We start from the raw sequence: 25373 nt of genomic DNA, 5'->3' as shown, positions 1-25373 counted from the left end.
ATGAAGGAATGTGAGGTAAGCTTTAGCTTGCCGTGGAGAAAACGTAATCAGGCTACAAAGTAAACCCGGCGGGTACACTCCGAACCGTGAGGCCACGGTGGCGCTGCCTTGTACGATAAACGGCAAGCTAAAGCTTACCGCACTCCCTTACCTTTGCTGCACTTATGAAAATCGGTATTTTTTTCGGAGGCACTTCGCGCGAGCGGGAAATTTCTTTCGCCGGCGGCCGCACCGTGTTTGACAACCTGGACAAGGCGCTGTTTCAGCCCGTGCCCATCTTCGTCGACAGCCTCGGGCAGTTCATTCTGCTCGACTGGCAATTTATTTACAAAGGCACCATCCGCGACTTCTACCCGCCGGTGAGCTCGCAGCCGCCGTCGCTGCACCATTTGCAGGTGTACATCGAGAGCCTGGGCGAGCTGAGCCACGACGAAAAGTTTGAGGCCATTGCCAAAGTGGGCCGGCAGGTGCAGCCCGAGCAATTGCCGCTGCTCATGGATTTTGCCTTCCTGGCCCTGCACGGGCCGGGCGGCGAGGACGGGGCCATTCAGGGAATGCTGGAGTGGCTGGGGATTCCGTACTCGGGCTCCGGCATTCTGCCCTCGGCGTTTGGCATTGATAAAATCGCGCAGAAAAAACTGCTCAAAGCGCTGGGCCAGCCCACGCCCGACTTCCGCGTCATCACCGCCGAGGAATGGGACCGCGCCGACCACGCTGCCACCCTCGCCTACCTGGTGCGCGAGTTGGGCCTGCCGCTGGTGCTAAAAGCGCCGCGCCAGGGCTCCAGCATCGGCGTGAGCATTCTGAAAACCGACGACCTCGCCAAATTTGAGGCCGCCATCGAAAAAAGCCTGTTCCGCAAAACCCTGACCCGCGCCGACTGGCAGCGCCTGGGTGCGCAGGACAAAGTGGCCTGGGTGCAGCACCTTACGGATATCCGCGACGGCATCGGCCTGCCGGTGACGCTGGCGCTTGATGAAGAATTAAGCGAAGCGACCATTTACCACCCCGAGACCCTGCTCTTCACGCTCGACCAGGCTTTTGAAACGGCCGAAACCATCCGCCTGACCAACGTGGACGGCGAAACCCAGGTGCTGGTGGAGAGCTTTGTGGCCGGCCGTGAGTTCTCGTGCATTGTGGTGGAAGACCCCGACGGCCAGCCCCTGGCCCTGCCCCCGACGGAGATTGTGAAGGGCGAGGAGATGTTCGACTATCGCTCGAAATACCTGCCCGGCCTGGCCCGCAAAATCACCCCCATTGATTTGCCCGAGGATAAAATCCAGGAAATCCGCGAGGCCTGCGAGGAGATGTTCCGCACGTTCGGCTTCCAGGTTTATGCCCGTTTGGATGGGTTTGTGGTTGAAGGGTATGAGGGTAAGGGGGTAGGAGGGCATGAGTCTGTTGATTCTGCAACTCCTACCCTCCTACCCTCCCACCCTCATACCCTCTATTTAAATGACCCGAACACGACGTCGGGCATGCTGCCGGCTTCGTTCTTCTTCCACCAGGCGGCTGAAATCGGACTCAATCCGAGCCAGTTTCTGACTTACCTCATCCGCACGTCGCTGGCGGCCCGCCGCCGCGCCGGCCTGCGCCCCGTGAAGCTGGGGGCGCTGCTCGCCAAACTCGATGCGGCCGTGGCCGGTCGCCAGCACGAAGCCACCGAGCGCATTCGGGTAGCGGTGATAATGGGCGGCTACTCCTCAGAGCGCCACATTTCGGTGGAGAGCGGGCGCAATATTTTCGAGAAGCTCAGTTCCTCGGCCAAGTACGCGCCGGTGCCGGTGTTCCTCACCGGCTCGGCGCAGGAGCACCAGCTCTACGTGCTGCCCGTGAACGTGATGCTGAAGGACAACGCCGACGACATCCGCGAGAAAATTGAGCACGCCGAGGCCGGCGAGCCCCCGCACCCCATTTTGGCCCGCATCCGGCAGGAAGCCAGCCAGATTACCAGCACTTACGCCGGGCAGGCGCTGGCCCAGCCGCGCTGCATCTCGTTCGAGGAGCTGGCCGGCATGGTCGATGAAGTATTCATCGCCCTGCACGGCCGCCCCGGCGAAGACGGCGCGCTGCAACAGGAGCTGGAGAAGTTCGGGCTGCCCTACAATGGCTCGGGCGTGGCCAGCAGCAGCATCACCATCAACAAGTTCGAAACCAACAAGCGCCTGCGCGCCGCCGGCCTGCTGGTAGCCGAGCACCGCATGGCCCCCAAGCTGGAGTGGCAGGCCGACGCCGAAAGCTTCTACCGCAGCCTCGAAACACAGTTCCCCTACCCCTTCATCGCCAAGCCCGCCGACGACGGCTGCTCCTCAGCGGTGAAGAAAATCAAGAACCGCGCGGAGCTCGAAGCCTTCAGCCAGCTCATTTTCCGCACCGGGGAAGACCTGCTGCCCGGCCCGGCCACGGTGCTGAGCCTGGGCTTCAAAGAGGAATTTCCGCGCAAGGAGGCCTTCCTGGTCGAAACGCTCATCAGCCGCGACGGGGCCGCGCACTTCCTCGAAGTCACGGGCGGCCTGCTCACTTCGTATGATGAGGACGGCCTGCTCGACATCGAAGTATTCGAGGCCAGCGAGGCACTGGCCAACGGCGAGGTGCTGAGCCTGGAGGAAAAATTCCTGGCCGGCGAAGGCCAGAACATCACCCCCGCCCGCTACGACGTGGACCCCGCCGAGCGCCAGCGCATCTCGAACGAGGTGAAGGCCGTGCTGCGCCGCGTGGCCGAAGTGCTCGATATTCAGGGCTATGCCCGGATTGACGCCTTTGTGCGCGTGCGCCAGGAGGGCGAAGTGGAGGTGCTCATCATCGAGGTAAACTCGCTGCCGGGCATGACGCCCGCCACCTGCATCTTCCACCAGACGGCGTTGGCCGGCTATACGCCTTATCAGTTTATCGACCGGATTCTGGAGTTTGGCAAGGCGCGGGCGGCGAAGGTTGTGGCACAATAGAAGGTCATAATCGCCCGTCATGCAGAGCGCAGCGAAGCATCTTTACCGCAATAGTAATTGATTGCGTTGCGCGGTAAAGATGCTTCGCTGCGCTCTGCATGACGGGCGATTATGACGTTCTTTATTCTTTCAAATAGCATCTGAATTACCAAATGGCTTTCCTCACCTCCAATACCCCGCTCGACGTTGTGAAGCACTTCGTGCTCATTGCCGTGGCGGGCCTGCTGCTCGTACTAGGCTTTTTCTACGTGTACCTGCCCATGAGCACCCACCACGGCGAAACCATCACGGTGCCCAAGGTGACGGGCATGAACGTGGCCGACCTCGAAGCCTACCTCGACGAGCGCAACCTGAACTACTTCGTGGACGACTCCAGCTACAGCCCTAACATCCGCCCCTTCACGGTGCTGGTGCAGGACCCCGCCCCCGGCGAAAAAGTGAAGGAAGGCCGCAAAATCTACCTGCAGGTGAGCATGAAGAACCCGCCAGTGATTAAGATGCCCAAGCTCACCGATGGCTCCTCGAAAAACGCCATGCTCATTCTCAAAAGCTACGACCTCGTGGTGGGCCAGATTCAGCTGGTGCCCGACCTAGCCTCCGGCGCGGTACTGAAGCAGCTGGTGAACGGCAAGGAAATCGCGGCCGGCGCGCCCATCGCCAAAGGCACCAAGGTCGACCTCGTGGTGGGCGACGGCCAGGGCAACCAGACCTTCGCCGTGCCCAATCTCATCAATATGCCCGAGGATGAGGCCATTACGCTCCTCGTGGGCCAGGGCCTGCAAAAAGGCGAAGTGTTTGAGCAGCCCGCCGCCGATGGCCAGACGCCCGGCACGGTGGTGCGCCAGCGCCCCACCCCTGGCCCGGATGCCACCATCCGGATGGGCCAGCTGGTAGATATCTGGGTAGCGAAATAAGCCGTTAATTTTCAACGCAAAGCGGTGCTTTGCGTCGCCGTGCCGGGCAAGCTTTTTCACTGGCATGGCGGCGCGGGGCACCGCTTCGTCGTAATGCACTATTCCGGGCGCTTTGGTCGTTAGGCCCTCAACCTCCTGCTAACTTATGATGCCACGATTCCACATGTTGTCGCGCTTGCTGCTGCCGGCGCTGCTGCTGAGCGCCGGCGCGGCCTCGGCCCAGCTCTCGCCTTCCGAGCCCCTGTCGGCTGACCCCGGCCGGGCGGCTTATGCACCCACCGCCGCCACCCGTGCCCAGCTGCGGGGCACTGCATCCCTGGCGCTGCCCTTTTTCGATGACTTCACCACGCCGCTGAACGGTACGCCCAACCCGCAAAAGTGGATGCCCACGGGGGGCGCATTCGTGAGCAACCGCCTGGCCATTCAGCCCCTCACCCGGGGGGCCGCCACCCTCGACGGCCTGCGCGCCAACGGCCAGAACTACAGCGGCCAGGTAAACATTGTGTACGGCCCCATCGACTCGCTGGTATCGCAGCCCATCAACCTGGGCGGCCTCACGGCCAACGACAAGGTAGCGCTCAGCTTTGCCTGGCAGGCCGGCAGCATCGTGAGCACCCCAGGGTCCAACGGCAGCACTACCCCCGTGCGTCTGGAGCTGTTTGTGAAAACCGACGCCAATGCCTGGGAGCAGGTGTGGGCCTACAACGGCCAGCGCGTGCGCACCGGCTTCCGGCAGCAGGTAGTGCTGCTGGAGCAGGCCAAATACCTGCACGGCAATTTCCAGTTTATGTTCATTGCCACCGGCAACAGCTCCGAAAACCGCGACAACTGGAGCGTGGACTATATTCTGCTGAACCGGGGCCGCACCGCCGGCCTGGCCGATACCACGTTTCTGGATTCGGGGGCCGGGGGCGGCCTCACCGGCGGCAATCCGTCGGGGGGCATGCGCAGCCCCCTGCGCCGCTTCACCTCCATGCCGGTCTGGCAATTCAACGCGGCCTCGCCGCCCGGCAGCGAGCTGACCGCCAGGCTGGGCGTGAACTACAGCAACCTGCGCAGCGGCCTGCTCCCACTCAACGTGAACGTGCTGGGCACCGTGCAGCAGCTGCCGGCCGGCCCGGTGCTGGGTACCTGGCTGCAACGCAGCCTGCCGCTGGGCACGCTGCCCCGCCTCACGCCCGTGACTGATGCGGCCAGCACCGTGGCCCTGCCTGCCACGCCCGATGCCAAGCGCCTGCGCTACACCATGGCGCTGAACTCGCAGGAGCAAAACCCACTTACGCTGCCCAACGACACCATTTTTCGGGACGTGGAGCTGGCCAATTACTACGCCTACGACGATGGTACGGCCGAAGGATTTACCAACCTCGACCCCTTCACCAGCGGCCAGCAGCTCGCCTTCGCCTACCGCTTCGATTTGAACCAGGCCGACTACGTGCGCGGCCTGCGCCTGTACCCAGTATATCCCGGCTCCAGCGTGGCCGGCGGCAACCGGACGCTGGATTTCGATGCCCGCCCCGTCACCATCAGCGTGTGGGACAATGCGAACGGCCGCCCCGCTGCCACCGCCCGGGTTACCAAAACGGCCACCATCCCGGCCGCCGCCAATATTCCGGCCGGCTGGCAGTATTATCAGATTGATTTTGACCAGCCGGTGCCGGTATCGGGCATTTTTTACGTGGGCTTTTCGCAGCCTTCTACCTCGGCGGGCCGCATCCTGCCCTATGGCCTCGACTACAACAGCAGCTTCCCGGCCCAGCACCTGTTGCGCCGCGACAACGCCGGCGTGTGGGACACCACCAACTTCGCATCCGGCCGGGGCGCGCTCATGATGCGCCCCGTGATGACCAATAACGTGGCCACCGCCACGGCCGCCGGCCGCGCCGCCGCCGCCTACAGCCTATACCCCAACCCCGCCCCTGCCGGGCACGGTCACGGCACCGTAAGTATTGCCGGGCCGGGTTTTGTGCGGGCAGTATTGGTCGATGCCCTCGGCCGCGTGGTGTGGCAGCAGCCCACTGCCCAGGCCGGCAACCCCACCCTGGCCCTGCCCACGCTGCCCGCCGGCCTCTACACCGTGCGCCTGACCCTGGCCGACGGCCGCACCATCGGGCAAAAGCTGATGCTGGAATAGCGTTTGTGCCCCTGTAGCAATCGAAGCTTTTTAGGAAGTCGTTGCGCCGGTCAGACCGCCCTAGGCGGTCTGACCGGTTGTCGTGCGGACGAAATCGGGGGGTGCTTCAACCGGTCGGACCGCCTAGGGCGGTCAGACCGGCGCAATGCCGCTTTATCAGCAAAAAAGCCGTCCGGATAACTCCGGACGGCTTTTTATTGGGGCACGAAGCCTGAATTTGCTAACTACTTAGCCGGCATCAGCACGGTGTCAATTACGTGCGTTACGCCGTTGCTCGACATCACGTTCGGGATGGTGACCGTGGCCATGCCGCCCTTGGCGTCTTTCAGCATTACGTTGCTGCCGGATATCATTACCGTCAGCTGCTCGCCTTCTACGGTGGTCAGCACCTGGCCATTCTTGAGGTCGGCGGCCGTGAGGCGGCCGGGCACTACGTGGTAGGTGAGGATTTTAGTGAGGGTGGGCTTCATTTCGGGCGTCACCAGCGAATTTACGGTGCCAGCGGGCAGCTTATCAAAAGCCGCGTTGGTGGGGGCAAATACGGTGAAGGGGCCGGCGCTTTTCAGCGTTTCAACCAGGCCAGCGGCTTTCACGGCGGCTACCAGCGTGGTGTGGTCGGCGCTGCCGGCGGCGTTGTCCACGATGTCTTTATCGGGGGTCATCATGGCACCGCCCACCATTACGCCGTTGCTCATTGCGTTATCTGCCATGCCCATCTTTTTGCGGTCGGCAGCGGAGCGGGGCTGAGTTTTGGCTTTCATTTTGTCGCCAGCGGCCGATTTGCCTTTGACTTTCATTTTGCCGTCGTCGGCCATTTTGGTCTTGGTCATCATGCCGTCGACGGTGGTTTTTGTTTTCTCGTCGTCGCTCTTGGTCTTCATATCCTGCGCGAAGGAGGTGGCCGAGCAGGCTACGGTGAGGGCGAGGGCGGTGAAGATGGTTTTCGTGTTCATGGTATTGGGAGTTGGAGTGAGAGTCACTAATAGTGTTCAGCCTATACGGCGGCACGGTAGTATTGGGTTTAACGCATGTGCCCACAGCGGTGTTAAATCTTGTTTATAACATAAAATATTTATATATGTTTTATTTGTTCATGCAGTAGTTATTACATCGGCAGTTCAAAAATGTCAAGCTGCTGCATATCGATGCAGCAGGGCACGAAGCAGGAAAGCTCCTTTGCAGGCTGCAAAGGAGCTTTCCTGTGGCCACGGCAGAAACAAGCAGCGCCCACGCAACCATTTCGAACAAATGCCTAGCGCGGAGTGGTGCGACGACCGAAATCGTCGTCGCACCACCCCGCGCTACATCTTTGCTTCATATCAAACAAGCCGACCTCCACCCCAACGGCTGGCCCTTAAAACTCCACGATGAACCCAATTGTGGGCACTACCAGCGCGTCACTTGCCGGCAATAAAACCGGTACGGCGTTGCCGCCATCCGGGCGCAGGGGCTGGCCGTCGGTGGTGGTGTAGCCGGAGTTGTCGGGCAGACGCTCGAAGGTGTAGGTGGGCACCGATACGGGCTTGGTCAGCAGCGCATTCTGCACGTCGATGTAGAAATCGAAGCTCAGGCGGCGCAGGCTCACTTTTTTGTCGAGGCGCAGGTCGAGCTGCTGAAAGCCCCCGAGCCGGCGCGTGTTGAGCTGGCTGTAGTCGAGGATGCCCTGGCCCACGGCCTGGTAGCTGGCGCGGCTGGCGGCTTCGTCGTAGGGCGTGTAGGGCGCGCCGCCGCCGATGCGGTACTTGGCCCCTATTTCCCAGCCCCGGCCCAGCTTGTAGCCCAGCAGCGCCGAGCCCAGAAAGCGCGTGTCCCAGGCCGTGGGCCGGTACACCCCATCGCGCCCCGAAAACTCGGAGCGGAAGGCCGTGAGCGACACAATGGCGAAGAGCTTGCCGCTGAGCTTCTGCTGGAAAAAGGCTTCGGCCCCATAGGCGCGCCCGTCGCCGGTGCTGGTGATGGCCTCGTTGCCAATGGCGTTGAAATCGCCGCCCAGGTTGGCCAGGCTGATGCCGTCGCGCGCGCTCACCGGGTAGTAGGCGTACTTTTTATAGAAGCCCTCCAGCGTGACGCGGGTGCCCTGGGTGGGCAGCCACTCCAGCCCCGCCACGGCGTGGTCGGACCGGATGTAGCGGCTGCCCTCGTTCACGAGCCGGCCCGCCGGGTCGCGGTAGCCGAGAATGGTGCTCGGCGGAATCTTATAGTAGCGGCCCAGGCTGGCGTTCAGGTTCAGGGTGGGCAGCAGGGCGTAGCTCAATGATGCCCGCGGCGAGAGCGTGCGGTCGAGCCGGTAGCCTTGGAGCAGGGCGCTGGTGCCATCGGCCCGCACGCCGGCCGATACCGTGAGGCGGCCCTCGGGCCCGTAGGTGCGGGTGGCCTGGGCAAACAGGCCGTAGCGCACAAAATCGAGGCTGGTGGTGAAGTTCACCGTCACGGCCGGGCTCACGAGCGCACCGCTGGCATCGCGCACTTCGGCCCGGATGCGGTTGCGCAGGTTGTTATCGTAATGCACCAGCTGGCCCACTACGCCGTAGCTGTACTGCCAGCGGCCCACACGCTTGTTCACGTCGGCGCGCAGCTTGTTTTCGGTTTCACCGCTGCGGGCAAATAGCTTGCGGTAGGCCTCCTGGCCGGTGTAGCCGTACTGGAACTGGTCGGCGGCGCTGTGCTGCTGGGTGCGGCTCAGGGCCAGGTTCAGGTAGCCGTTATCCACGAGGTGGCGCAGGTTCAGGCCCACGGTGTAGTTCCACTGGTCGATGGTGGGGTTGTTGCGCAGGATGAACTCCTTGCTGGGCGAGCTCTTCCTGGGCGGCACAATCTCGAAGTGGTCGATGGCCCCCAGCCCCAGCGTGGTGAGCGTGGTTTTGGGCGAAATCTTCGTTGTGGTTTTAAACTGAAAGTCGTAGAAATCGGGCCGGATGGGCAAGTCAATCAGCTTAAACAACACCTGCAGGTAGCTGCGCCGGGCGGAAGCCAAAAACGTGGTGTTCTTGGTGAGCGGCCCTTCGAGCGTGGCCGCCACCTCGGTGCCCGAGGTGCGCAGGTTGCCCTGCAGCCGCTCCGAGTTGCCGTCGCGCTGCCGGAACTGCAGCACCGAACTCAGCGCGTTATCGTACCGCGCCTGAAACGCTGAGGAGCTCAGCGTCACGTCCTCAATAAAGCTGACGTTGAGGATGCCGGCCGGCCCGCCCGCGCTGCCCTGCGTGGGAAAGTGGTTGATAATGGGCACCTCAATGCCGTCGAGGTAGTACACGTTTTCGTTGGGCGCGCCCCCCCGGATGATGATGTCGTTGCGGAAGCCGGCCGTGCCTCCGCTGCCCCCGCCGCCCACGCCGGGCAGGCTCTGTATCACCCGCGAAATGTCGAAGTTGCCGCCCGGGTTGCTCTTGATTTCCTCGGTGGTGAGGCGCTGCACGCTCAGCGGCGTTTCGGCCGTGGCCACCCGAATGGCGCGGTTGGCCGTCACGGTCACCTCGCCCAGTGCCTGGGGGCTTTTGTTGAGCTCCAGGCTGAGGGTGTTCACGTTGCCGCTGCTCACGGCCACGTCGGCGCGCAGCAGGGCATCGTAGCCCACGAAGCTGGCGCGCAGGTTGTAGGCGCCCGCCGGCACACCCGTGAGGCGGTAGCGGCCTTCCGCATCGGTCGCGGTGCCGAAAGTGGTGCCTTCCAGCGTTACGCTCACGCCGGGCAGGGCTTCCTGGGTGGCCCGGTCGCGCACGGTACCGGCCACGGTGCCCGGGTTCTGGGCGCGGCCAGCGAAGGAAAACAGCAGAAAAAGCAGCAGGGTAATTATTCTCATGCAGCACCAAGTATCGGGAAAGGAAAATGTTTGCTAATTGTCACGCAGAGCGGGCAAAAAGCCGGCAGCCCGCGCAAATACTTGCCCGTACAGCCTCCTGGGGCATATTTCGAGTTAATGCGCGAAATACAGCGTCGCGAATTGTCACGTCGTTACACCCCGTAAATGAACTTGAACCCAGGCCGAATATATCGTAGAACAGCAACTCCGGGCCTGTGCTGACTGACGCTTCGACAAGCCGTTTCAGCGAGGAAAATGCCCATTCGTGCCCTGTACAGAACCCCCGAAAATAAAAAACCCCATTTCCAAGCAGGAAATGGGGTTTTAAGTGGCCGCGTTAGGAATCGAACCTAAATCAAGAGCTTCGGAAACTCTCATACTATCCGTTGTACGACGCGGCCGTATTAGGCTGCAAAAGTAGCCATAAAAGCGAGGGCGACCAAATTTCCGCGCCAAATTCCTTGGCAATTTTCCCCGAATGCCATAACCCGGGCGGGCCAAAACGAGTTAAGCCAACGACCCTTATTGCATCAGAAATTTCCACTTTCACGCCTCATTCATGAAAAAGAACCTGTATACGGCCGATGCTTCGGCCGTTGGTGGCCGCAGCGGCCACGTCCGTTCCTCCACCGGCATCATCGACCTCGACATGTCGGTACCCGAGGGCCTGGGCGGCAAGAAAAACGCTACCAACCCCGAAGAGCTGTTTGCCGCTGGCTACGCCTCGTGCTTCCAGCAGGCCCTGCTCGTCATCGCCCAAAAGGCTGGCGACCGGCTCGACCCCGAAACCACCGTGCAGTGCTCGGTTACCCTGTTTCAGGAGGGCGAAGGCTACGGCCTGAGCGCCGTGCTCGACGTGGACCTCAAATCCTTCGACCAGGAAAAAACGCTGGACATGGTGCGCCACGCCCACCAGATTTGCCCCTACTCGGTGGGCACCCGCGGCAACATGGAAGTGGAGCTGCGCGTGAAAGGCGAGGCCATTTTGTAGAAATTATAAATTTTGAGTTATAAATTATAAATGGCCACCGGAGATGCTCCAGTGGCCATTTATAATTTATAACTCAAAATTTATAATTGCCGCTACGCGGCCAGCACTTCTTTCACACGGGCGGCAGCATCCTTCAGCAACACGGCCGAGGCTACTTTCAGGCCGCTCTCGTCGATGATGCGGGCACCTTCTTCGGCGTTGGTGCCTTGCAGGCGCACGATGATGGGCACGCGGATGTCGCCGATGGCTTTGTAAGCCTCAACTACCCCATTAGCAACCCGGTCGCACCGCACGATGCCGCCGAAGATGTTAATCAGGATGGCCTTCACGTTCGGGTCCTTCAGGATGATGCGGAAGCCCGCTTCTACCGTCTGGGCGTTGGCTCCACCCCCTACGTCGAGGAAGTTGGCGGGCTCGCCACCGCTCAGCTTGATGATGTCCATGGTGGCCATGGCCAGGCCGGCGCCGTTCACCATGCAGCCCACGTTGCCGTCGAGCTTCACGTAGTTCAGGTTGTTCTGGCTGGCTTCTACTTCCAGGGGGTCTTCCTCATTGAAGTCGCGCAGGGCCACGAAATCCTTGTGGCGGTACAGGGCGTTTTCGTCCAGCGTCACCTTGGCGTCAACGGCCAGGATTTTGTTGTCCGACGTTTTCAGCACCGGGTTGATTTCGAACATGCTGGAATCGGTTTCGTCGTAGGCCTTGTACAAAGCGGTTACAAACTTCACCATTTCCTTTTGGGCCTCACCTTCCAAACCGAGGTTGAAGGCAATTTTGCGGGCCTGGAAGCCTTGCAGGCCTACCGAAGGGTCTACGTGCTCGCGGTGGATTTTCTCGGGGTGCGACTCGGCTACCTCCTCGATGTCCATGCCACCCTCGGTGGTGTAGATGATGACGTTTTTGCCCAGCTCACGGTCCAGCAGCACGCTCATGTAGTACTCCTTCGGCTCCGAAGCGCCGGGGTAGTACACGTCCTGCGCCACCAATACCTTATGTACTTTGCGGCCCTCGGGACCGGTCTGCTTGGTGATGAGCTGCATGCCGAGGATGCTTTCGGCAATATCCTTCACCTTGTCGATGCCCTTGGCGAGTTTCACTCCACCCCCTTTGCCCCGGCCGCCGGCGTGGATTTGCGCTTTCAGCACGTACCAGCTGGTACCGGTGTCGGCGGTGAGCTTCTCGGCGGCGGCTACGGCCTCCTCGGGGGTATCGGCGGTGATGCCTTCCTGCACGCGGACGCCGTATTTTTTCAGGATTTCTTTGCCCTGATATTCGTGAATGTTCATAAAAACGGGTAAGGGGTGGTTTTAGCTACGCTACCTCGCGGTTGTTGGGGCGAAAGTACGAAGCAGGCAGGCAGTAGCCCAATTGTAGCCCGAATTGTGCCATATTCATGTACCATAAGCTTTCGCTTGTGACGAGCGCAGCGGGTGTGCCCGTTGAACGGCGCGGACGCCGAAACTCGCTGCGCTCGTCACAAGCGAAAGCTTATGGTACAAGCTTGGGTGCTACATACCGTACCACCGCGCCAGCACTTGCTCGGCGGGCTTGTGCTGGGGTGTGAAGTCGGCGTGGCGGCGGGCCGGGCCGTCGGCCTCCAGCCCGGGGTACCACTTCCAGATAAACATGCCTTTGAGCCAGGGCAGGCCCCAGCAGGCCCGAAACAGCGACTCGTAGCAGCGGGCCTGGGTGGCCTCGTCGGGCGTTTGCAGGGCGGCCGTGCGCTCGGGCCACTCCCAGGGGCGGGCGGCGGCATCGGGCGTGGTTTTGTAGCCCACTTCGGTAAATACTACGGGTTTTTTGATTTTTTTCTGCCACTGCGCCAGCTTTTGCAGGTGGGGTTGCCAGCCGCGCAACAGCGTATCGAGCGAGGGGCTGGCAGACGAGCACAGGGGGAAATAGGCCTGAATGCCCACGTAGTCGAGCGCGTCCCAGAACCGGATTTGCTCGTACTCGCCGCTCCAGTTGGCCGCGTAGGTGAGCGGGCCGTGGTACACCTGCCGAATCTGCTTAATCAGGCTGCGCCAGGCTTTTTCGTGGGCCGGCTCGGTGGCGTGCTGCAATTCGGTGCCAATGCACAGGCCGTCGAGGTGCGCGGCCTCGGCCAGCGCGGCGTAGTGCATAATAAAGGTGGTGTAGCTGGCAAACCACGCATCCCAGGCCGCCGGGCTGGTCATGTTAATATCGCCGGGCCAGGCGCTGCGGCCCCGCACCCACAAGTGCGGCTTGAGCAAGGTGCGAATGCCGCGCGGCCGGGCCAGCCGGGCGGTGTATTCAATGCCGGCGTCACTTTCGCCCCACAGGCCGAAGCGGCCGCCGGGCCGGGCGGTGTGCAGCTGCACGGCGGGCTCGGCAGCGACGGCCTGCCAGCCGAAGGGCGTTTGGGCAATCCAGCTGATGTGGTCGCGCCGCAGCGGGGCCAGCTCGGCAATGGTTACGGAGTCGCCGCCCACCCAGCTCACGCCACGCAGGCGGGTGCTGTCCGACACCACCGCGCCCCGGCCGCGCGGCGCAAACGCCGCCTCAAAAGCCGATGGGGCCGTGGCCAGCGTCTGGGCCTGCCGGGCGGTTTCGGCGGGGAGGGCGGCGCGGCGCGGCCAGCTCCACAGGGCCAGCAGCGGCACCAGGGCCAGCAAAGCCAGCGGCCACCAGCGGCGCACTGAAGTGAAAGAAGGGGGCATGAAAAGAAAAGGAGTCAAGGCGGAAAATCGGTTTACGCTTAATTGGCTGGCTGCGTATAATGCGCGGCACGGCACCGCCCGGATTGTGCGTAGCTTTGCCACTACCGCTTCATTCACGTCTATCGCTGCCCGCCGTTGCTGCAAGCTATCAACATTCATAAGAGCTACAATTCCCTGAACGTACTCAAGGGCATTGATTTGACGATTGAAAAGTCGGAAATCGTGAGCATTGTCGGTTCCTCGGGAGCTGGCAAGAGCACGCTGCTGCACATTCTGGGCACGCTGGACACGCCGGACTCGGGCGATATCCTGTTCGATGGCGAGTCGGTGAGCTCGCTGGGGCGCAACGATTTGGCCCGGTTCCGCAACCGGCACATCGGCTTCATCTTCCAGTTTCACAACCTGCTGCCCGAGTTCACGGCCCTCGAAAACGTGTGCTTGCCTGCCTACCTGGCCGGCCGCTCCGAAAAAGAAGTGCGCGTGCGGGCCCGCGAATTGCTCGGCATGCTCAACATGGAGTTCCGGGCCGACCACAAGCCCAGCGAGATGAGCGGCGGCGAGCAGCAGCGCGTGTCGGTGGCCCGCGCCCTGATTAACTCGCCCGAAATTATTTTTGCCGACGAGCCCAGCGGCAACCTCGACACCAAAAATGCCCAGGAGCTGCACCAGATTTTCTTCCTGCTGCGCAAGGAGCTGGGCCAGACCTTCGTCATCGTGACGCACAACGACCAGCTGGCCGAAATGGCCGACCGTAAGATTGTGATGCGCGATGGGCACATTCTGGAAGGCGGGTAGGTTCATTTCTCGTCCTGTACATCGGTTCCCGCAGAGGTCCGCAGAAGTGTTTCGGCACGGCTCTGCGGACCTCCGCCTTTTTACACGGCACCCGCTGCGGGAACTGATGCCTGGCGCCGCCGAAACGATGCCCGCCGGGCTATGTTTACTAAACGGAGGAGCTTAGTAAGGGCCGCCATCGAGCCTTCCCAACCTGATTAGTCCTTAATAATTTTCTTATTGCTGATAAATGACTGAACAACAGCAATAAAATTTACCAATATTTTTGGCAATTCTGGCACGTTTCTTTCTAGGCATGGGTTATTAACCCGAACATCAGTTGGACACATTACTAAAGAACAAAGCCATGAACGAGGCCCCCAAAACCACCAAGGAAGTTACCAAAAAAGTTAAAGTCGAGAGCTACGACATTGCCCGCTCCGATGAGACGCTGGATTTGGCGAAGGACCTCGCTAAGTTCATCAAGGATAACAAGCTCACGACCAACGTGCAAGGCAAGGAGTTTGTGAACGTGGAGGGCTGGCAGTACGCCGGTTCGCGCCTGGGCATCGTGCCCATCGTAGAACACGTCATCAACGTGAGCAGCCCCGAGGAAATGAAGTACCAGGCCAAAGTGACGCTCTTTGACCTGCGCCACGGCACCACAGTGGGCGCCGGCTTCGCGGTGTGCTCCAACAAGGAGAGTGGCAAGAAATTCTACCAGGAATTTGCCATCATGAGCATGGCCCAGACCCGTGCCATCGGCAAGGCTTACCGCAACTGCCTGGCCTGGATAATCCGCGCCGCTGGCTACGAGCCCACGCCCGCCGAGGAAATGGACTACAACACCAACACGGTGGCCGTAGCCGCTCCCGCGCCGGTAGCAGCCCAGCCCGTGCCCGCCATGCAGGTGCTGCCCGCCGAGGCTCCGGCCGCCACGGTTGATGCCCCGGCCGCCGCGCCGGTGCAGTACGCCACGGCTGCGCACAAGGAGGAAATCATCCGTCTGCTGAACCATCCGGTTATCACCCGCCCGGAGAAGACAAAGATGCTGCTCAACATCAACCGCCTCGATGAGGAGCGCGCGGTGCAGGCCATTGCCAAGTTGCGCAAGGCCATTGATGACCGTGAGAACGTGGAGAAGGTGGCGGCTTAATCCTGTTGCTTTTCCTGCTTCTACTAGCCCGGTGCCGTAAGGTGCCGGGCTTTTTGGTGAGCATATTTTAAGGGGCAGTGAGGCAGGATTGTTTTAATCACCGTTTTGGCAAACTTCTATGGAAGACTTTGTTCAAAAAGGCTCACCCACATGCTTCGCGGTTCTGGTGCCTGCATGGTCGGGGTTTCGCCAGGCAGGAGCGGGCGCGAAAGGCTGGGCTGGCGCTGGTACTCTTGCAGCACGAAGGCATGAGTGAGGCCCAGCAGGGTGACTTCGACACTATATAGGTACGGGTCGTGCAGGTGGGTGACGACCAACTCTGGCAGGGTAGCTAGTTGGTGCTGCTGATAAAAGGCAAATAAGGATTGGGTTGGAAAAGGTTGGGAGCTCTGTTCCGCTCCACACCCGCGCAGCGTGCGCACCTGGCCTTGACCGGCGTGTTGCCAGACGACGTAGGCCACCACGTGGTCAAAGCCACCCTGCTCGAAGTAGTGCCGCACCGTGAACAGGCTGTCGACATGCTGGCGCCGCAGGGTTCGGAGTTGCTGCTTTACTTCCGCCTCCAGGCAGCGTTCCTGCTGTAGGCCTCCAGGCGGGCGATGCCACGTGGGCTGACCGGACACGGCGCACGGCAGCAAAATCGAGAGGAGTGCCAAAAGAAGCTTAGCCATGCGAAGGACAAAGTAGGTGACAGCAAACTAACGCTCCTTTTGCTAAAAGAAACACTGAAGTGCCTACTTGTATAAACAAGCCCTTTCAAAGACAGGAAAGCGGGTGCGTTAAGTTTAAGAAACTTCGCTCACTTTCGTCGTTCACGAAATGCCGTTTTGGGACGAGTTTTACGAACTCCTACCGAAAGCGTTTTTTCGGCCAATTGTTGTCTTGGTGCACAATACAAAGCCAAGCAAAAGCCCATCGTTTAGCAACACCTGGCCGTAACTTCGCCCCATGTCCTCCGCTCCTACCGAAACCTCACCATTAGCCCTACTGAAGGAGCATTGGGGGCACACGGCATTCCGGCCGGGGCAGGAGGAAATCATCAATTCGGTTTTAAACGGGCACGATACGCTGGCGCTGCTGCCCACCGGCGGCGGCAAGAGCATCTGCTTTCAGGTGCCGGCGCTGGCGCGGCCGGGCATCTGCATCGTGGTGTCGCCGCTCATTGCCCTGATGAAGGACCAGGTGGACAACCTGCGCAAGCGCGGGCTGAAGGCCGAGGCCATTTACGCGGGCATGAGCCACCAGGAAATTGACCACGCGCTGGACAACTGCGTGTACGGCCGCAGCGTGAAGTTCCTGTACGTGTCGCCCGAGCGGCTGCTCACGGAGCTGTTTCAGGTGCGGGTGGCGAAGATGAACGTGGGCCTGCTGGCCGTGGACGAGGCGCACTGCCTCTCGCAGTGGGGCTATGATTTCCGGCCGCCCTACCTGCGCATTGCCGAGCTGCGCGAGAAGCTGCCGCCCGGCACGCCGGTGATTGCCCTCACGGCCACGGCCACGGCGCAGGTGCAGTCCGACATCGTGGAGAAGCTGAAGTTTGGGCCGGGCTCGGGCGTGTTTCGGCAGAGCTTTGCGCGGCCCAAGCTTTCGTACTCGGTGCTGCAGACCGAGGACAAGCTGCGCCGGCTGCTGGAAGTGGTGCGCGGCGTGGGCCCGAACAAAACGGCCATTGTGTACGCCCGCACCCGGCGGCAGACGGAGGACACGGCGGCGTTTCTGCAGCAGCACCGGTTTGCGGCGGCGGCCTACCACGCGGGCCTGCCGTCGGAAAAGCGCACCCAGGTGCAGCAGGACTGGATTGCCGATAAAGTACGCCTCATCGTAGCCACCAACGCCTTCGGCATGGGCATCGACAAGCCCGACGTGCGCCTCGTGGCCCACCTCGACGCACCCGATACCCTGGAAGCTTACTACCAGGAAGCCGGCCGCGCCGGGCGCGACGGCCAATATGCCTTTGCCGTGCTGCTGGCCGGGCCCAGCGATGCCGACGAGCTGCGCCGCCGCACCAGCCAGTCGTTTCCGCCCCTCGATACCGTGAAGCGCGTGTACCAGGCCCTAGCCAACTACTCGCGCACGGCGGTAGGTGGCGGCGAGCTGGCCGCGTTCGAGTTCGACCTGCAGCAGTTTGCCGAAACCTACCGAATCAAGGCCGTGGACGCGCACAATTCGCTAAAGATTTTGCAGCGCGAAGGCTTCGTGCAATTGAATGAAGCCGTGAACCAGCCGGCGCGGGTGCACCTGATAATGAGCCATCAGGATTTGTACACCTTCCAGGTGGCTAATGCGCAGCACGACTTGCTGATAAAGGCCCTGCTACGGCTGCACGGCGGCGAGCTGTTTGCCGATTTTCAGACCATTTCAGAAAATTCGCTGGCCACGCACCTGCGCCGCAGCGTGGTGGAAGTGCGCCAGCAGCTGCGCTATCTGCACACGGCGGGCATATTGCACTACCAGCCCAAGCAGGAGTCGCCGCAGGCCATGTTCACCACGCCGCGCTTCGATGCGGCCAAGCTGCCCATCGACCAGGTGCGAATGACGGCCGCCCGCGACCTGGCCCGCGCCAAAACGCATGCCGTGGGCCAGTACCTGAGCGGCGCGCGCTGCCGCCAGATTCTGCTACTCACCTATTTCGACGAGGCCGACCCGGCCCGCTGCGGGGTGTGTGACATTTGCCTGGCCGAGAAAAAAGCGGCACAGGCGGCCGCCCAGGTTCCGTCGTTGCGAGAGCCGCTGCTGGCGCACCTGCGGGCGGGGGCGCTGTCGCCGCGCGAGCTGCTGGCCGCGTTTCCGCCGAAGGATGCGGCGGCTATTACTGCAGCCGTGCGGGAAATGGTGGACCGGGGCGAGCTGGCGTATGCGACCGACGGGCGGCTGGTGGCGGCATAGCGGCTTGTAGCACATGCTTTAGCTTGTGCGGCGATGGCGCGAAACTGCCTGACGCTGCACAAGCTAAAGCATATGCTACAAGGGAGGCGCTTACTTGCTAACCGGCCGAATACTCAGTGAAGCCGCCCAGCAGGTTGCGCACGTTGCTGAAGCCCTGCTGGGTGAGGTAGGCTTTGGCCTGCGAGGAGCGGGAGCCACTCTTGCAGTGCACAATTACCTCCTCGTCCTTCCAGGCATCGAGGTCGTCGAGCTTCTCGGGCAGGGAGCCGAGGGGGATGTTCTGGGCCGTGGGAATGCTCGCTTCTTCGTTTTCCCAAGGTTCGCGCACGTCGATGAGGTGCGGGGTTTCGCCGGCCTGCAGGCGCTGGCGGAGTTCGGTGGTGGTGATGTCGGCCATTTGTGTAAGGTATGAGGGTATGAGAGTATGGGGGTATGAGGGGACGAAAATAGGGCGAAGTCTTCTTGGTTTCGTAACGAGCGGGGTTTCAGCTGCCCGGGCTGAATCCGTTATCTTTACTGCTTCCCTCTGCCACCGCGCTTATCCCTCATCCCATTATCCCCTTCTCCCGTTTCATATGAAACACTTTTTCGCTTCGCTGCTGGTGGCGCTGGCCCTGGTACCTGCCGCGCTGCAGGCCCAGGTTTTCCCGGCCGTACCGGCTGCTCCACCCACCAACTTGCAGGGCCAGGCCCTGCGCGACTGGCTGCGCACCAACTGGTACGACGGCAAGCGCACGGTGCTCTCCTATGCCGGAGCCCGGGCCAAAATGTATAACTACGCCGATAACTACAACAGCTCGGTAACCTGCGTGTACTCGGGCTACAACACCCCGAACCCGTTCAGCTTCACCAGCAGCAGCACCACGTCGGCGGCCAATATCAACTGCGAGCACAGCATTCCGCAGTCGTGGTTCAGCTCGGCTGCCCGCATGGTGTCGGACATGCACCACCTCTACCCCACCTACATTCAGTGGAACTCGAACCGGGGCAATAACCCCTACGCCGACATTCCGGACGCCACCACCACCCTCTGGATGCGCAACACTACCAGCCAGAGCACCATCCCGACCACCAACATCGACGAGTACAGCGAGGACACCAACTCGCAGTTTGAGCCCCGCGAAGACCACAAGGGCAACGTGGCCCGCACGGCGTTCTACTTCTACACGATGCACGACACCCAGCCGGAACTGATTGCTACCGGCCACCAGAGCATCACGGCACTGGCCCCGCTGGCCACTCTCTACGCCTGGCACCTGGCCGACCCGGTGGATGCCCACGAGATTGAGCGCAACCGCCGCGTGGCCGCCAGCCAGGGCAACTACAACCCCTACATCGAGCACCCCGAGCTGGTGGCCCTGGCCTACGGCCTGGCCCCTCCCGGCCCGGTGTTCACGTTTGCCAGCGCTACGGGCAGCATCATTGAGGGCAATACCGGCACCAGCACGTACACGTTTACCGTGAACCTGGCCCCGGCCGCCACCACGGCCACCACCGTGCAGGTGAGCTTCGATGCAATGAACTCGACCGCCACCAGCGGCTCCGATTTCACCTTCGCCTCGCCCGCTACCGTGACCTTCCCGGCCGGCAGCACCAGCCAGACCGTGACCCTGAACGTGAACGGCGACACCCAGCCCGAAGCCGATGAAACCGTTGTTCTCAACCTGACCAATGCCAGCACCGGCACCGGCCTGGGCGGCCCCAACGTGCACACGCTCACCATCCTCAACGACGACGGCACGCCATCCACGGTGAGCTTCGCCTCGGCTACGGGTGCCATCATCGAAGGCAACACCGGCACCAGCACCTACACCGTGAACGTGGCCCTGACCGGCGCGGCCATCACCAGCGCCCTCACCGTGCCGGTGAGCGTGGACGTGGCCAACAGCACCGCCTCTTCGCCTTCTGATTACACCCTGAACACCACCAGCGTGAGCTTCACCGTGGGCGGCCCCACCACCCGGGCCGTGACCGTGACTGTGAACGGCGACCTGACCTTCGAGCCCGACGAAACCGTGCGCCTGCGCCTGGGCACGCCCTCCAGCACCACCGTGCTGCTGGGCCAGCCCACTGCCCACGTCCTCACCATCACCAACGACGACGCGGCCCCGGCCGGCGCGCCCTGTACCAAGCCCTACTTCACGCAGTACACCGAGTCGAACACGGGCAACACCAAGGTACTGGAAATCTACAACCCCACCACTTCGCCCATGCCCCTGGCCGGCAAGCGCGTGGTGCTGTATGCCAACGGCGCCACCGCCCCCACCACCACGCAGGCCCTGACGGGTACCATCGCCCCGGGCGACGTGTACGTGATTGCCAACGTTGGCGTGACCGATAACGGCGTGGCCGCTCAGGCCGACCTGCTGAGCACCGTGGCCTACTTCAACGGCGACGATGCCATTGCCCTCTTTGATGGCACCGACACCCTCGACATCATTGGCGTAATTGGCCAGCGCCCCACCGAATGGACGGTGGCCGGCGGCGGCTCAACTCTGAACAACACCATGGTGCGCCTACCCAACACCAACCAGGGCGGCCGCTGGTATGGCCCCTACGGTGCCGCCACCTGGACCGGCAACGGCGTGGACAACTTCGCCGGCGTGGGCAGCTACACCAGCACGGCCTGCAACGTGGCCACGGCCACCCGCACCGCCGCCGGCCTGCGCACGGCCCTCGAAATCTACCCCAACCCGGCTTCCGAAAACGTGCAGCTACGCCTGCCCGGCCAGTCGGCCGCCCTCGCCGCCACGGTGGAAGTGCGCGACATGCTGGGCCGCGCCGTGCGCCAGCGCACCGCCCTGCTCAGCGCCACCGAAGCGGCTTCGGTGGACCTGCGCGGCTTGCCCGCCGGCCTCTACGCCGTGCGCGTGCTGTGCGCCGGGGTCGAATATACCGGCCGCGTCGTGGTGCAGTAAGCTGCCCTGCTTTGGCTATAAGAAAGCCCCCCGGCCGGTTGGTCGGGGGGCTTTTTTGTGTTCGGTTGGTTGAGTGCACAGTAGGCCCGGTCGGGCCGCCTGGGGCGGTCAGACCGGACCAACGGGCTTTACGCCAGCAGGTCGGCGTATTCGGCGTGGTGCTTCTGCACGAAGCCGGCCATGAATTTGCAGCTGGCTTTCACCTTGAGTTTTTCTTCGCGGGCGAAGGCCAGGGCGGCACGGGCCAGGTCGTCGGCCAAGCCCTGGCCGCGCAGGGCCTCATCTACAAAGGTGTGGGTGACGTCGATAATACCCTCGGCGGGGCGGGCGTAGGCCAGCTCGCTGGTGTGGCCGTCTTGGGTGAGGGTGAATTGCTGGTTTTTGGGGTCGTGCTGAATGGGCATGGGCTTGCGTAGTTGAAAGGATAAAAGCTGCGGGCTATACGCAAAAGCGAACGAGTACCGCCGGTTTGCGTACAGAGATTATTGAAGCGGGCCCAAGCCCGTTTGCTTTTCAATCCCCTTCATTTTCTTCTGCAGCTGCATGGATACGCCCACTCCCCCCCTCTCAAACGATAACGCCCCCCGTCCTACCGACCAGCAGGAACGCGCCGCCGCTGACCGTCTCAATCCCAACGACCCCGCCGTGACGGCCGCCAGCCCCGACTACGGCAGCTTCGGCCATGCCAGCGCTGCCGATACCGCCGCCCCCGGCCGCAGCGGGGCCAATGACAACCCCGACGAGTTCAGCGAGTTCTCGGACCGCGAGAAAGAAGCGCAGAATGCCCCCGACAACCCCGAAGACCAGCCCGGCCACATTATGCAGAACCAGGCCACTGAGCTGGTGCGCAAGGTGCAGGCCGAAGGCGGCGACAACACCGAGCTGCGCGAAGCCTGGGCCAAAGACGACCCCCGCTACGCCGGCGGCGGCACCCACAACACCCGCGAGGAATCGGCCGATGCCGACTACCCCGCCAAAGACGAGTAAGCCGGCCCCGGCCCTACGCTTCGTTTCCCATTCGATTTTTTATCCCCGACCATGCCTAATAACCCCAACGATACTTTCGACCAGGAACCTTCGGAAGACGGTGCCTCTACCCCCATGCTCGACGCGGCCACCCACGGCCAGGTGCTCGACAATAACAACGACTCGGGCCAGGAAAAAGCCGACGAGATGGATGATTCCCTCCGCACCTTCGAGCAGGACATGAACATGAGCGAGCAGGCCGCCGGCGAAATTCCCGGTACCCTGCCCAAAGAGCTCATCAACCCTAGCGACACTGCCTTCACCCTGCCCGAAGAGCATAGCTAGAACGGCCAATTATGCTAGCCCCAGCGGGGCGACATATCGGTAGCAATGAACCGTAATTATGGTTTTCAAAGCCCCAGCGGGGCGACACTTGTTCGACAAGTGTCGCCCCGCTGGGGCTTTATCATTCGGTGTATGCTGCCACTACCGACATGTCGCCCCGCTGGGGCTTTGTTGGCTACTCCATTCGTGTTCACTACCACCGCCAGCCCACCTGTGCCCCGGCGTACCACGCCCGGCCCGGCGCGGGCTGGAAATACCGCCCACCGAAGGCATTCAAATCATTGCCCAAGCTATAATTGCGGTCGGTGGCATTATCGATACCGCCGTAAATATTCGTTTCCAAATGACCGAAGCTGCGCCGCCAGCCGCCCCGCGCCCCAAACACCCAGTAGCCGGCTGCTTCTTCGGTATTAGCATCGTTGAGCACGATGCGGGCCTGATGGCTGAGGCTGGGACTGAGGTAGAACCCGAGGCGCTCGCTGAAATCCAGGCCCGCGCTCAGCGTGTGCGGCGTGGTGCCGGTGAGGCGATTGCCGCTCAGGTCGGTGGTGCCGCTGGTGTAGCTGCCGAAGCGGAAATTATTGTAGGCGTAGCTGGCCCAGGCGCGCAGGTCGCGCCCGGCAGCTTGCGCATTTTCGGGGCTTGAAATGGGGCCGGTTTCGCGCCACAGCCAGCCGCTTAGGGCCGCTTCGAGACCGCGCTGGTGGGTGCTGCCGGTGTTGCGGAAGACGACGATGCCCTGGTCCGTAGTACTGCTGACAATGGTTTGGCGCAGCTCCAGGTCGAAGATGTTCACCTCGTAAGTCAGCTTATTAGCGAAGAAATTACCCCGTGCGCCCACCTCGTAGCTGGTGCCGCGCTCGGCCTGCAAGTCGCCATTGATGCGGCCATCAGAAGTCCGAATTTCATCCAGCGTGGGCGGCGAGAAGCCGGTACTCACGCTGGCATACACCGATAAGTTGGGACTGAACTCGCGCAGCAGCGCCACGCGGGGCGACACCACCGGCTGGAAATCGCGGCTGAGCTGGTAATCGTTGGGCTGGGTGGCGGCGTTGCTCACCCGCGCGATGCGGTAGCGCAGGCGGTTGTAGCTGGCGGCCACGGTCAGCTGGAAATCGGCGGGCAGGCTGTAGTCGGCCTGAGCGAAGGCGAAGCCGGTGGTGGTCGCGATTTCGTCGTTGTAGCGCAGCGCGCCGGGCGTGCCGCCATTGTTCTGGTAGCTTCGCCCGTCGGTGAAGCCAGCCTGGAACTCGCCGCCGCCCTGCACCCGCAGCACGCGCCCGGCCAGCAACGTGCGGTAGCTCAGGGCCGTGCGCCCGCCCACACCCACGCCGGTATTTCTTTCGTAATCCACCAGATACGGCGTCCGAATGACGGTGCCGCTGCCGTAGAGCGTGGTTTGCAGCTCCAGCTTATCCGTGAAGCGGTACTCGTGGGTGAGGCCCAGCAGGCCGGTGCGCGAGGCGTAAAAGGCCTTTTGCGCCACGGTGCCGGGCGCGGTGGCCGTGCCCGGGCGCGCCTGCCGGGGGTCGGCCGCGTACTGGGCGCGGGTGAGGCCACCGGGCAGCTGGTAGCTGATGTCGGTGTAGAGCAGGTGAGCGGCCAGCGTGGTTTTGGGGCCAGCCACGGTACGGGTGTCGAGGGCGAAAACGTCGCGCTGCAAGGCGCTTTGCTGGCGGTAGCCGTCGAGGCTTTGGTGGGCGTACTGGGCGCGGATGCTGCTGGTGGCGCTGCCCGTTTCGGCCGTGATGGTGCTGCGGAGCAGGCCGTAGCTGCCCACCGTGGCACCCACCGCCACCCGGCTAACGCCCGCTGCCACGGCCGGCGTACCAAACAGCGCCACGCCGCCCGTGCCCGCGCCGTACACGCTGCCGGCCGGCCCTTTCAGCACTTCGAGCCGCCCGATAATGGCGGGGTCGAGCAGATTGAGCGGCGTGCTGCCGCCGGCCTCGGTGAAGGGGATGCCGTTGTAGTACACCTTCACGTTGCGCACCCCGAACGGCGAGCGCAGCGAACTCCCCCGAATGCTGAGCCGGTAGCTGGCCGTGGCCCGCTCCTCCAGCCGCACGCCGGGCAGCGTATTCACGGCCTGCGTGAGGGCCGTGGGGCTGAACTGCGCAATCACGCGGGCATCAATCACGCCGATGGCGGCGGCGGTGCGGCGCAGCGGCAGCCGCTGGCCGTAGCCGGTTACGGGGACTTCGGGCAGGGCCACGATGCGGGTGGTATCGGGGCGGGTTTGGGCCCGGGCGGGCAGCTGGAGCAACCCCAGGGACAACAGCAACAGGTAACGAAGAGGCATAGATAAGCAAGGCAAACAGCACGACGCAGACCAGCGGAGTACGCAAATTGTTGCCGGATGGGGGCTTATTTATGCGGGTTTGCTGTGATTTGGCCCTTCCCCAGTTTGGCTGGCTATTCCTTTGCGCTGTCGTTCTTGGCTAATGCCGTTACGTTCTAGCGGGTTGCCCCTGCCCCACCGTTCTTCCCCACCAGCAGCGCGTCGATTTCGGCCGCGTCGGGCAGGCCGGAGCAGCACCAAAGCTCTACGCCGTGGTGCATGAGCACGCTGGCGGGCAGCTGGGCCGGCGCAAAGCTGCTCATGATGGCGGGGTAGCTGGCCTCATCAATTTGCAGCACCCGCACGGCGGGCCCCAGCTGGCTTTGCAGGGTGGCGAGGGCGGCCGCGAAAACGCCCTGGGGCTGAGCCAGGGGGTACCGGGCCGCCAGCGGCAGCATCACCAGCAGCACGGCCGCCGCCGGACGCTCATACTCAACAGCCTGAAGGCCAGTCATGGCACAATGAAAAAAGGGAGCAGAAAAGTGTGCGACAAAATTAGCCGGCCCCCGGAGGCCCGGACATGACA

19 protein-coding genes and 1 tRNA gene are annotated in these 25373 nt (G+C 62.5%); 10 read left to right on the top strand and 10 right to left on the bottom strand.

What is annotated here, in order from left to right; genetic code table 11:
- Window positions 1-164 precede the first annotated feature (164 nt).
- The 3 genes from HBN54_RS14390 (at window position 165) to HBN54_RS14380 (ending at window position 5993) form a co-directional block, all read left to right on the top strand.
- Window positions 165-2945 (top strand): D-alanine--D-alanine ligase family protein, encoded by a 2781-nt coding sequence (locus tag HBN54_RS14390; RefSeq protein WP_168673912.1) that lies wholly within the window; start codon window positions 165-167, stop codon window positions 2943-2945.
- Between the two features lie 152 nt (window positions 2946-3097).
- Window positions 3098-3859: a PASTA domain-containing protein gene (locus HBN54_RS14385; RefSeq protein ID WP_168673911.1), complete on the top strand. Its 762-nt coding sequence runs from the start codon at window positions 3098-3100 to the stop codon at window positions 3857-3859.
- A gap of 145 nt (window positions 3860-4004) precedes the next feature.
- Complete coding sequence (locus tag HBN54_RS14380) at window positions 4005-5993, top strand: T9SS type A sorting domain-containing protein (protein WP_168673910.1); 1989 nt, start codon at window positions 4005-4007, stop codon at window positions 5991-5993.
- 224 nt (window positions 5994-6217) lie between these two features.
- Here HBN54_RS14380 and HBN54_RS14375 read toward each other — a convergent pair whose 3' ends face one another.
- The 3 genes from HBN54_RS14375 to HBN54_RS14365 all read right to left on the bottom strand — a co-directional run bounded on the left by HBN54_RS14375 (window position 6218) and on the right by HBN54_RS14365 (window position 10190).
- Window positions 6218-6709, bottom strand: a complete 492-nt coding sequence (locus HBN54_RS14375) for a fasciclin domain-containing protein (RefSeq protein WP_235955542.1) — start codon at window positions 6707-6709, stop codon at window positions 6218-6220.
- A gap of 638 nt (window positions 6710-7347) precedes the next feature.
- Window positions 7348-9789 (bottom strand): TonB-dependent receptor, encoded by a 2442-nt coding sequence (locus HBN54_RS14370; RefSeq protein ID WP_168673909.1) that lies wholly within the window; start codon window positions 9787-9789, stop codon window positions 7348-7350.
- A gap of 329 nt (window positions 9790-10118) precedes the next feature.
- Window positions 10119-10190, bottom strand: a tRNA-Arg gene (locus HBN54_RS14365).
- Window positions 10191-10348: 158 nt separating this feature from the next.
- Between HBN54_RS14365 and HBN54_RS14360 the strand changes: the two genes are divergently transcribed.
- The gene (locus HBN54_RS14360; RefSeq protein ID WP_168673908.1) at window positions 10349-10780 is read left to right on the top strand and encodes an organic hydroperoxide resistance protein; all 432 of its coding nucleotides are present in this window, start codon (window positions 10349-10351) and stop codon (window positions 10778-10780) included.
- Window positions 10781-10872: 92 nt separating this feature from the next.
- On the opposite strand, the gene sucC is transcribed toward HBN54_RS14360, so the two are convergent.
- Together sucC and HBN54_RS14350 are read right to left on the bottom strand one after the other, a co-directional pair.
- Complete coding sequence (gene sucC, locus HBN54_RS14355) at window positions 10873-12066, bottom strand: ADP-forming succinate--CoA ligase subunit beta (RefSeq protein ID WP_168673907.1); 1194 nt, start codon at window positions 12064-12066, stop codon at window positions 10873-10875.
- Window positions 12067-12288: 222 nt separating this feature from the next.
- Window positions 12289-13461 carry a glycoside hydrolase family 113 gene (locus HBN54_RS14350; RefSeq protein WP_168673906.1) on the bottom strand — a complete coding sequence of 391 codons (1173 nt, stop codon included), beginning with the start codon at window positions 13459-13461 and terminating at the stop codon, window positions 12289-12291.
- 135 nt (window positions 13462-13596) lie between these two features.
- Here HBN54_RS14350 and HBN54_RS14345 point away from each other — a divergent pair, with 135 nt between their 5' ends.
- Together HBN54_RS14345 and HBN54_RS14340 are read left to right on the top strand one after the other, a co-directional pair.
- A complete protein-coding gene (locus tag HBN54_RS14345) occupies window positions 13597-14256 on the top strand; it encodes an ABC transporter ATP-binding protein (RefSeq protein ID WP_168673905.1) in 660 nt (219 codons plus the stop codon).
- A gap of 346 nt (window positions 14257-14602) precedes the next feature.
- Window positions 14603-15391 (top strand): hypothetical protein, encoded by a 789-nt coding sequence (locus HBN54_RS14340; RefSeq protein WP_168673978.1) that lies wholly within the window; start codon window positions 14603-14605, stop codon window positions 15389-15391.
- 116 nt (window positions 15392-15507) lie between these two features.
- On the opposite strand, the gene HBN54_RS14335 is transcribed toward HBN54_RS14340, so the two are convergent.
- A complete protein-coding gene (locus tag HBN54_RS14335) occupies window positions 15508-16062 on the bottom strand; it encodes a hypothetical protein (protein WP_168673904.1) in 555 nt (184 codons plus the stop codon).
- Window positions 16063-16339: 277 nt separating this feature from the next.
- Here HBN54_RS14335 and HBN54_RS14330 point away from each other — a divergent pair, with 277 nt between their 5' ends.
- On the top strand, window positions 16340-18277 hold the full coding sequence (locus tag HBN54_RS14330) for a RecQ family ATP-dependent DNA helicase (RefSeq protein WP_168673903.1): 1938 nt from the start codon (window positions 16340-16342) through the stop codon (window positions 18275-18277).
- A gap of 97 nt (window positions 18278-18374) precedes the next feature.
- Here the strand turns inward: HBN54_RS14330 and HBN54_RS14325 are convergent, their stop codons facing one another.
- Window positions 18375-18674 (bottom strand): rhodanese-like domain-containing protein, encoded by a 300-nt coding sequence (locus HBN54_RS14325; protein WP_168673902.1) that lies wholly within the window; start codon window positions 18672-18674, stop codon window positions 18375-18377.
- A 178-nt stretch (window positions 18675-18852) separates the two neighbouring features.
- Here HBN54_RS14325 and HBN54_RS14320 point away from each other — a divergent pair, with 178 nt between their 5' ends.
- Complete coding sequence (locus HBN54_RS14320; RefSeq protein WP_168673901.1) at window positions 18853-21195, top strand: endonuclease; 2343 nt, start codon at window positions 18853-18855, stop codon at window positions 21193-21195.
- Between the two features lie 128 nt (window positions 21196-21323).
- On the opposite strand, the gene HBN54_RS14315 is transcribed toward HBN54_RS14320, so the two are convergent.
- Window positions 21324-21599, bottom strand: a complete 276-nt coding sequence (locus tag HBN54_RS14315; protein WP_168673900.1) for a GNAT family N-acetyltransferase — start codon at window positions 21597-21599, stop codon at window positions 21324-21326.
- 139 nt (window positions 21600-21738) lie between these two features.
- Between HBN54_RS14315 and HBN54_RS14310 the strand changes: the two genes are divergently transcribed.
- Together HBN54_RS14310 and HBN54_RS14305 are read left to right on the top strand one after the other, a co-directional pair.
- Window positions 21739-22182, top strand: coding sequence for a hypothetical protein (locus HBN54_RS14310; RefSeq protein ID WP_168673899.1), 444 nt, complete (start codon window positions 21739-21741; stop codon window positions 22180-22182).
- Window positions 22183-22233: 51 nt separating this feature from the next.
- Entirely contained in the window at window positions 22234-22506 is a 273-nt protein-coding gene (locus HBN54_RS14305) for a hypothetical protein (protein WP_168673898.1), read from the top strand.
- 193 nt (window positions 22507-22699) lie between these two features.
- On the opposite strand, the gene HBN54_RS14300 is transcribed toward HBN54_RS14305, so the two are convergent.
- Both HBN54_RS14300 and HBN54_RS14295 read right to left on the bottom strand, forming a co-directional pair.
- Window positions 22700-24808: a TonB-dependent receptor family protein gene (locus HBN54_RS14300; RefSeq protein ID WP_168673897.1), complete on the bottom strand. Its 2109-nt coding sequence runs from the start codon at window positions 24806-24808 to the stop codon at window positions 22700-22702.
- A gap of 155 nt (window positions 24809-24963) precedes the next feature.
- Entirely contained in the window at window positions 24964-25302 is a 339-nt protein-coding gene (locus HBN54_RS14295; RefSeq protein WP_168673896.1) for a thioredoxin, read from the bottom strand.
- Window positions 25303-25373: the final 71 nt, after the last annotated feature.

Source organism: Hymenobacter artigasi (assembly GCF_012275535.1).
Classification (GTDB): domain Bacteria; phylum Bacteroidota; class Bacteroidia; order Cytophagales; family Hymenobacteraceae; genus Hymenobacter; species Hymenobacter artigasi.
Note: the sequence above shows the minus strand (reverse complement) of the source record. Positions and strands in the feature narration are given on the sequence as shown.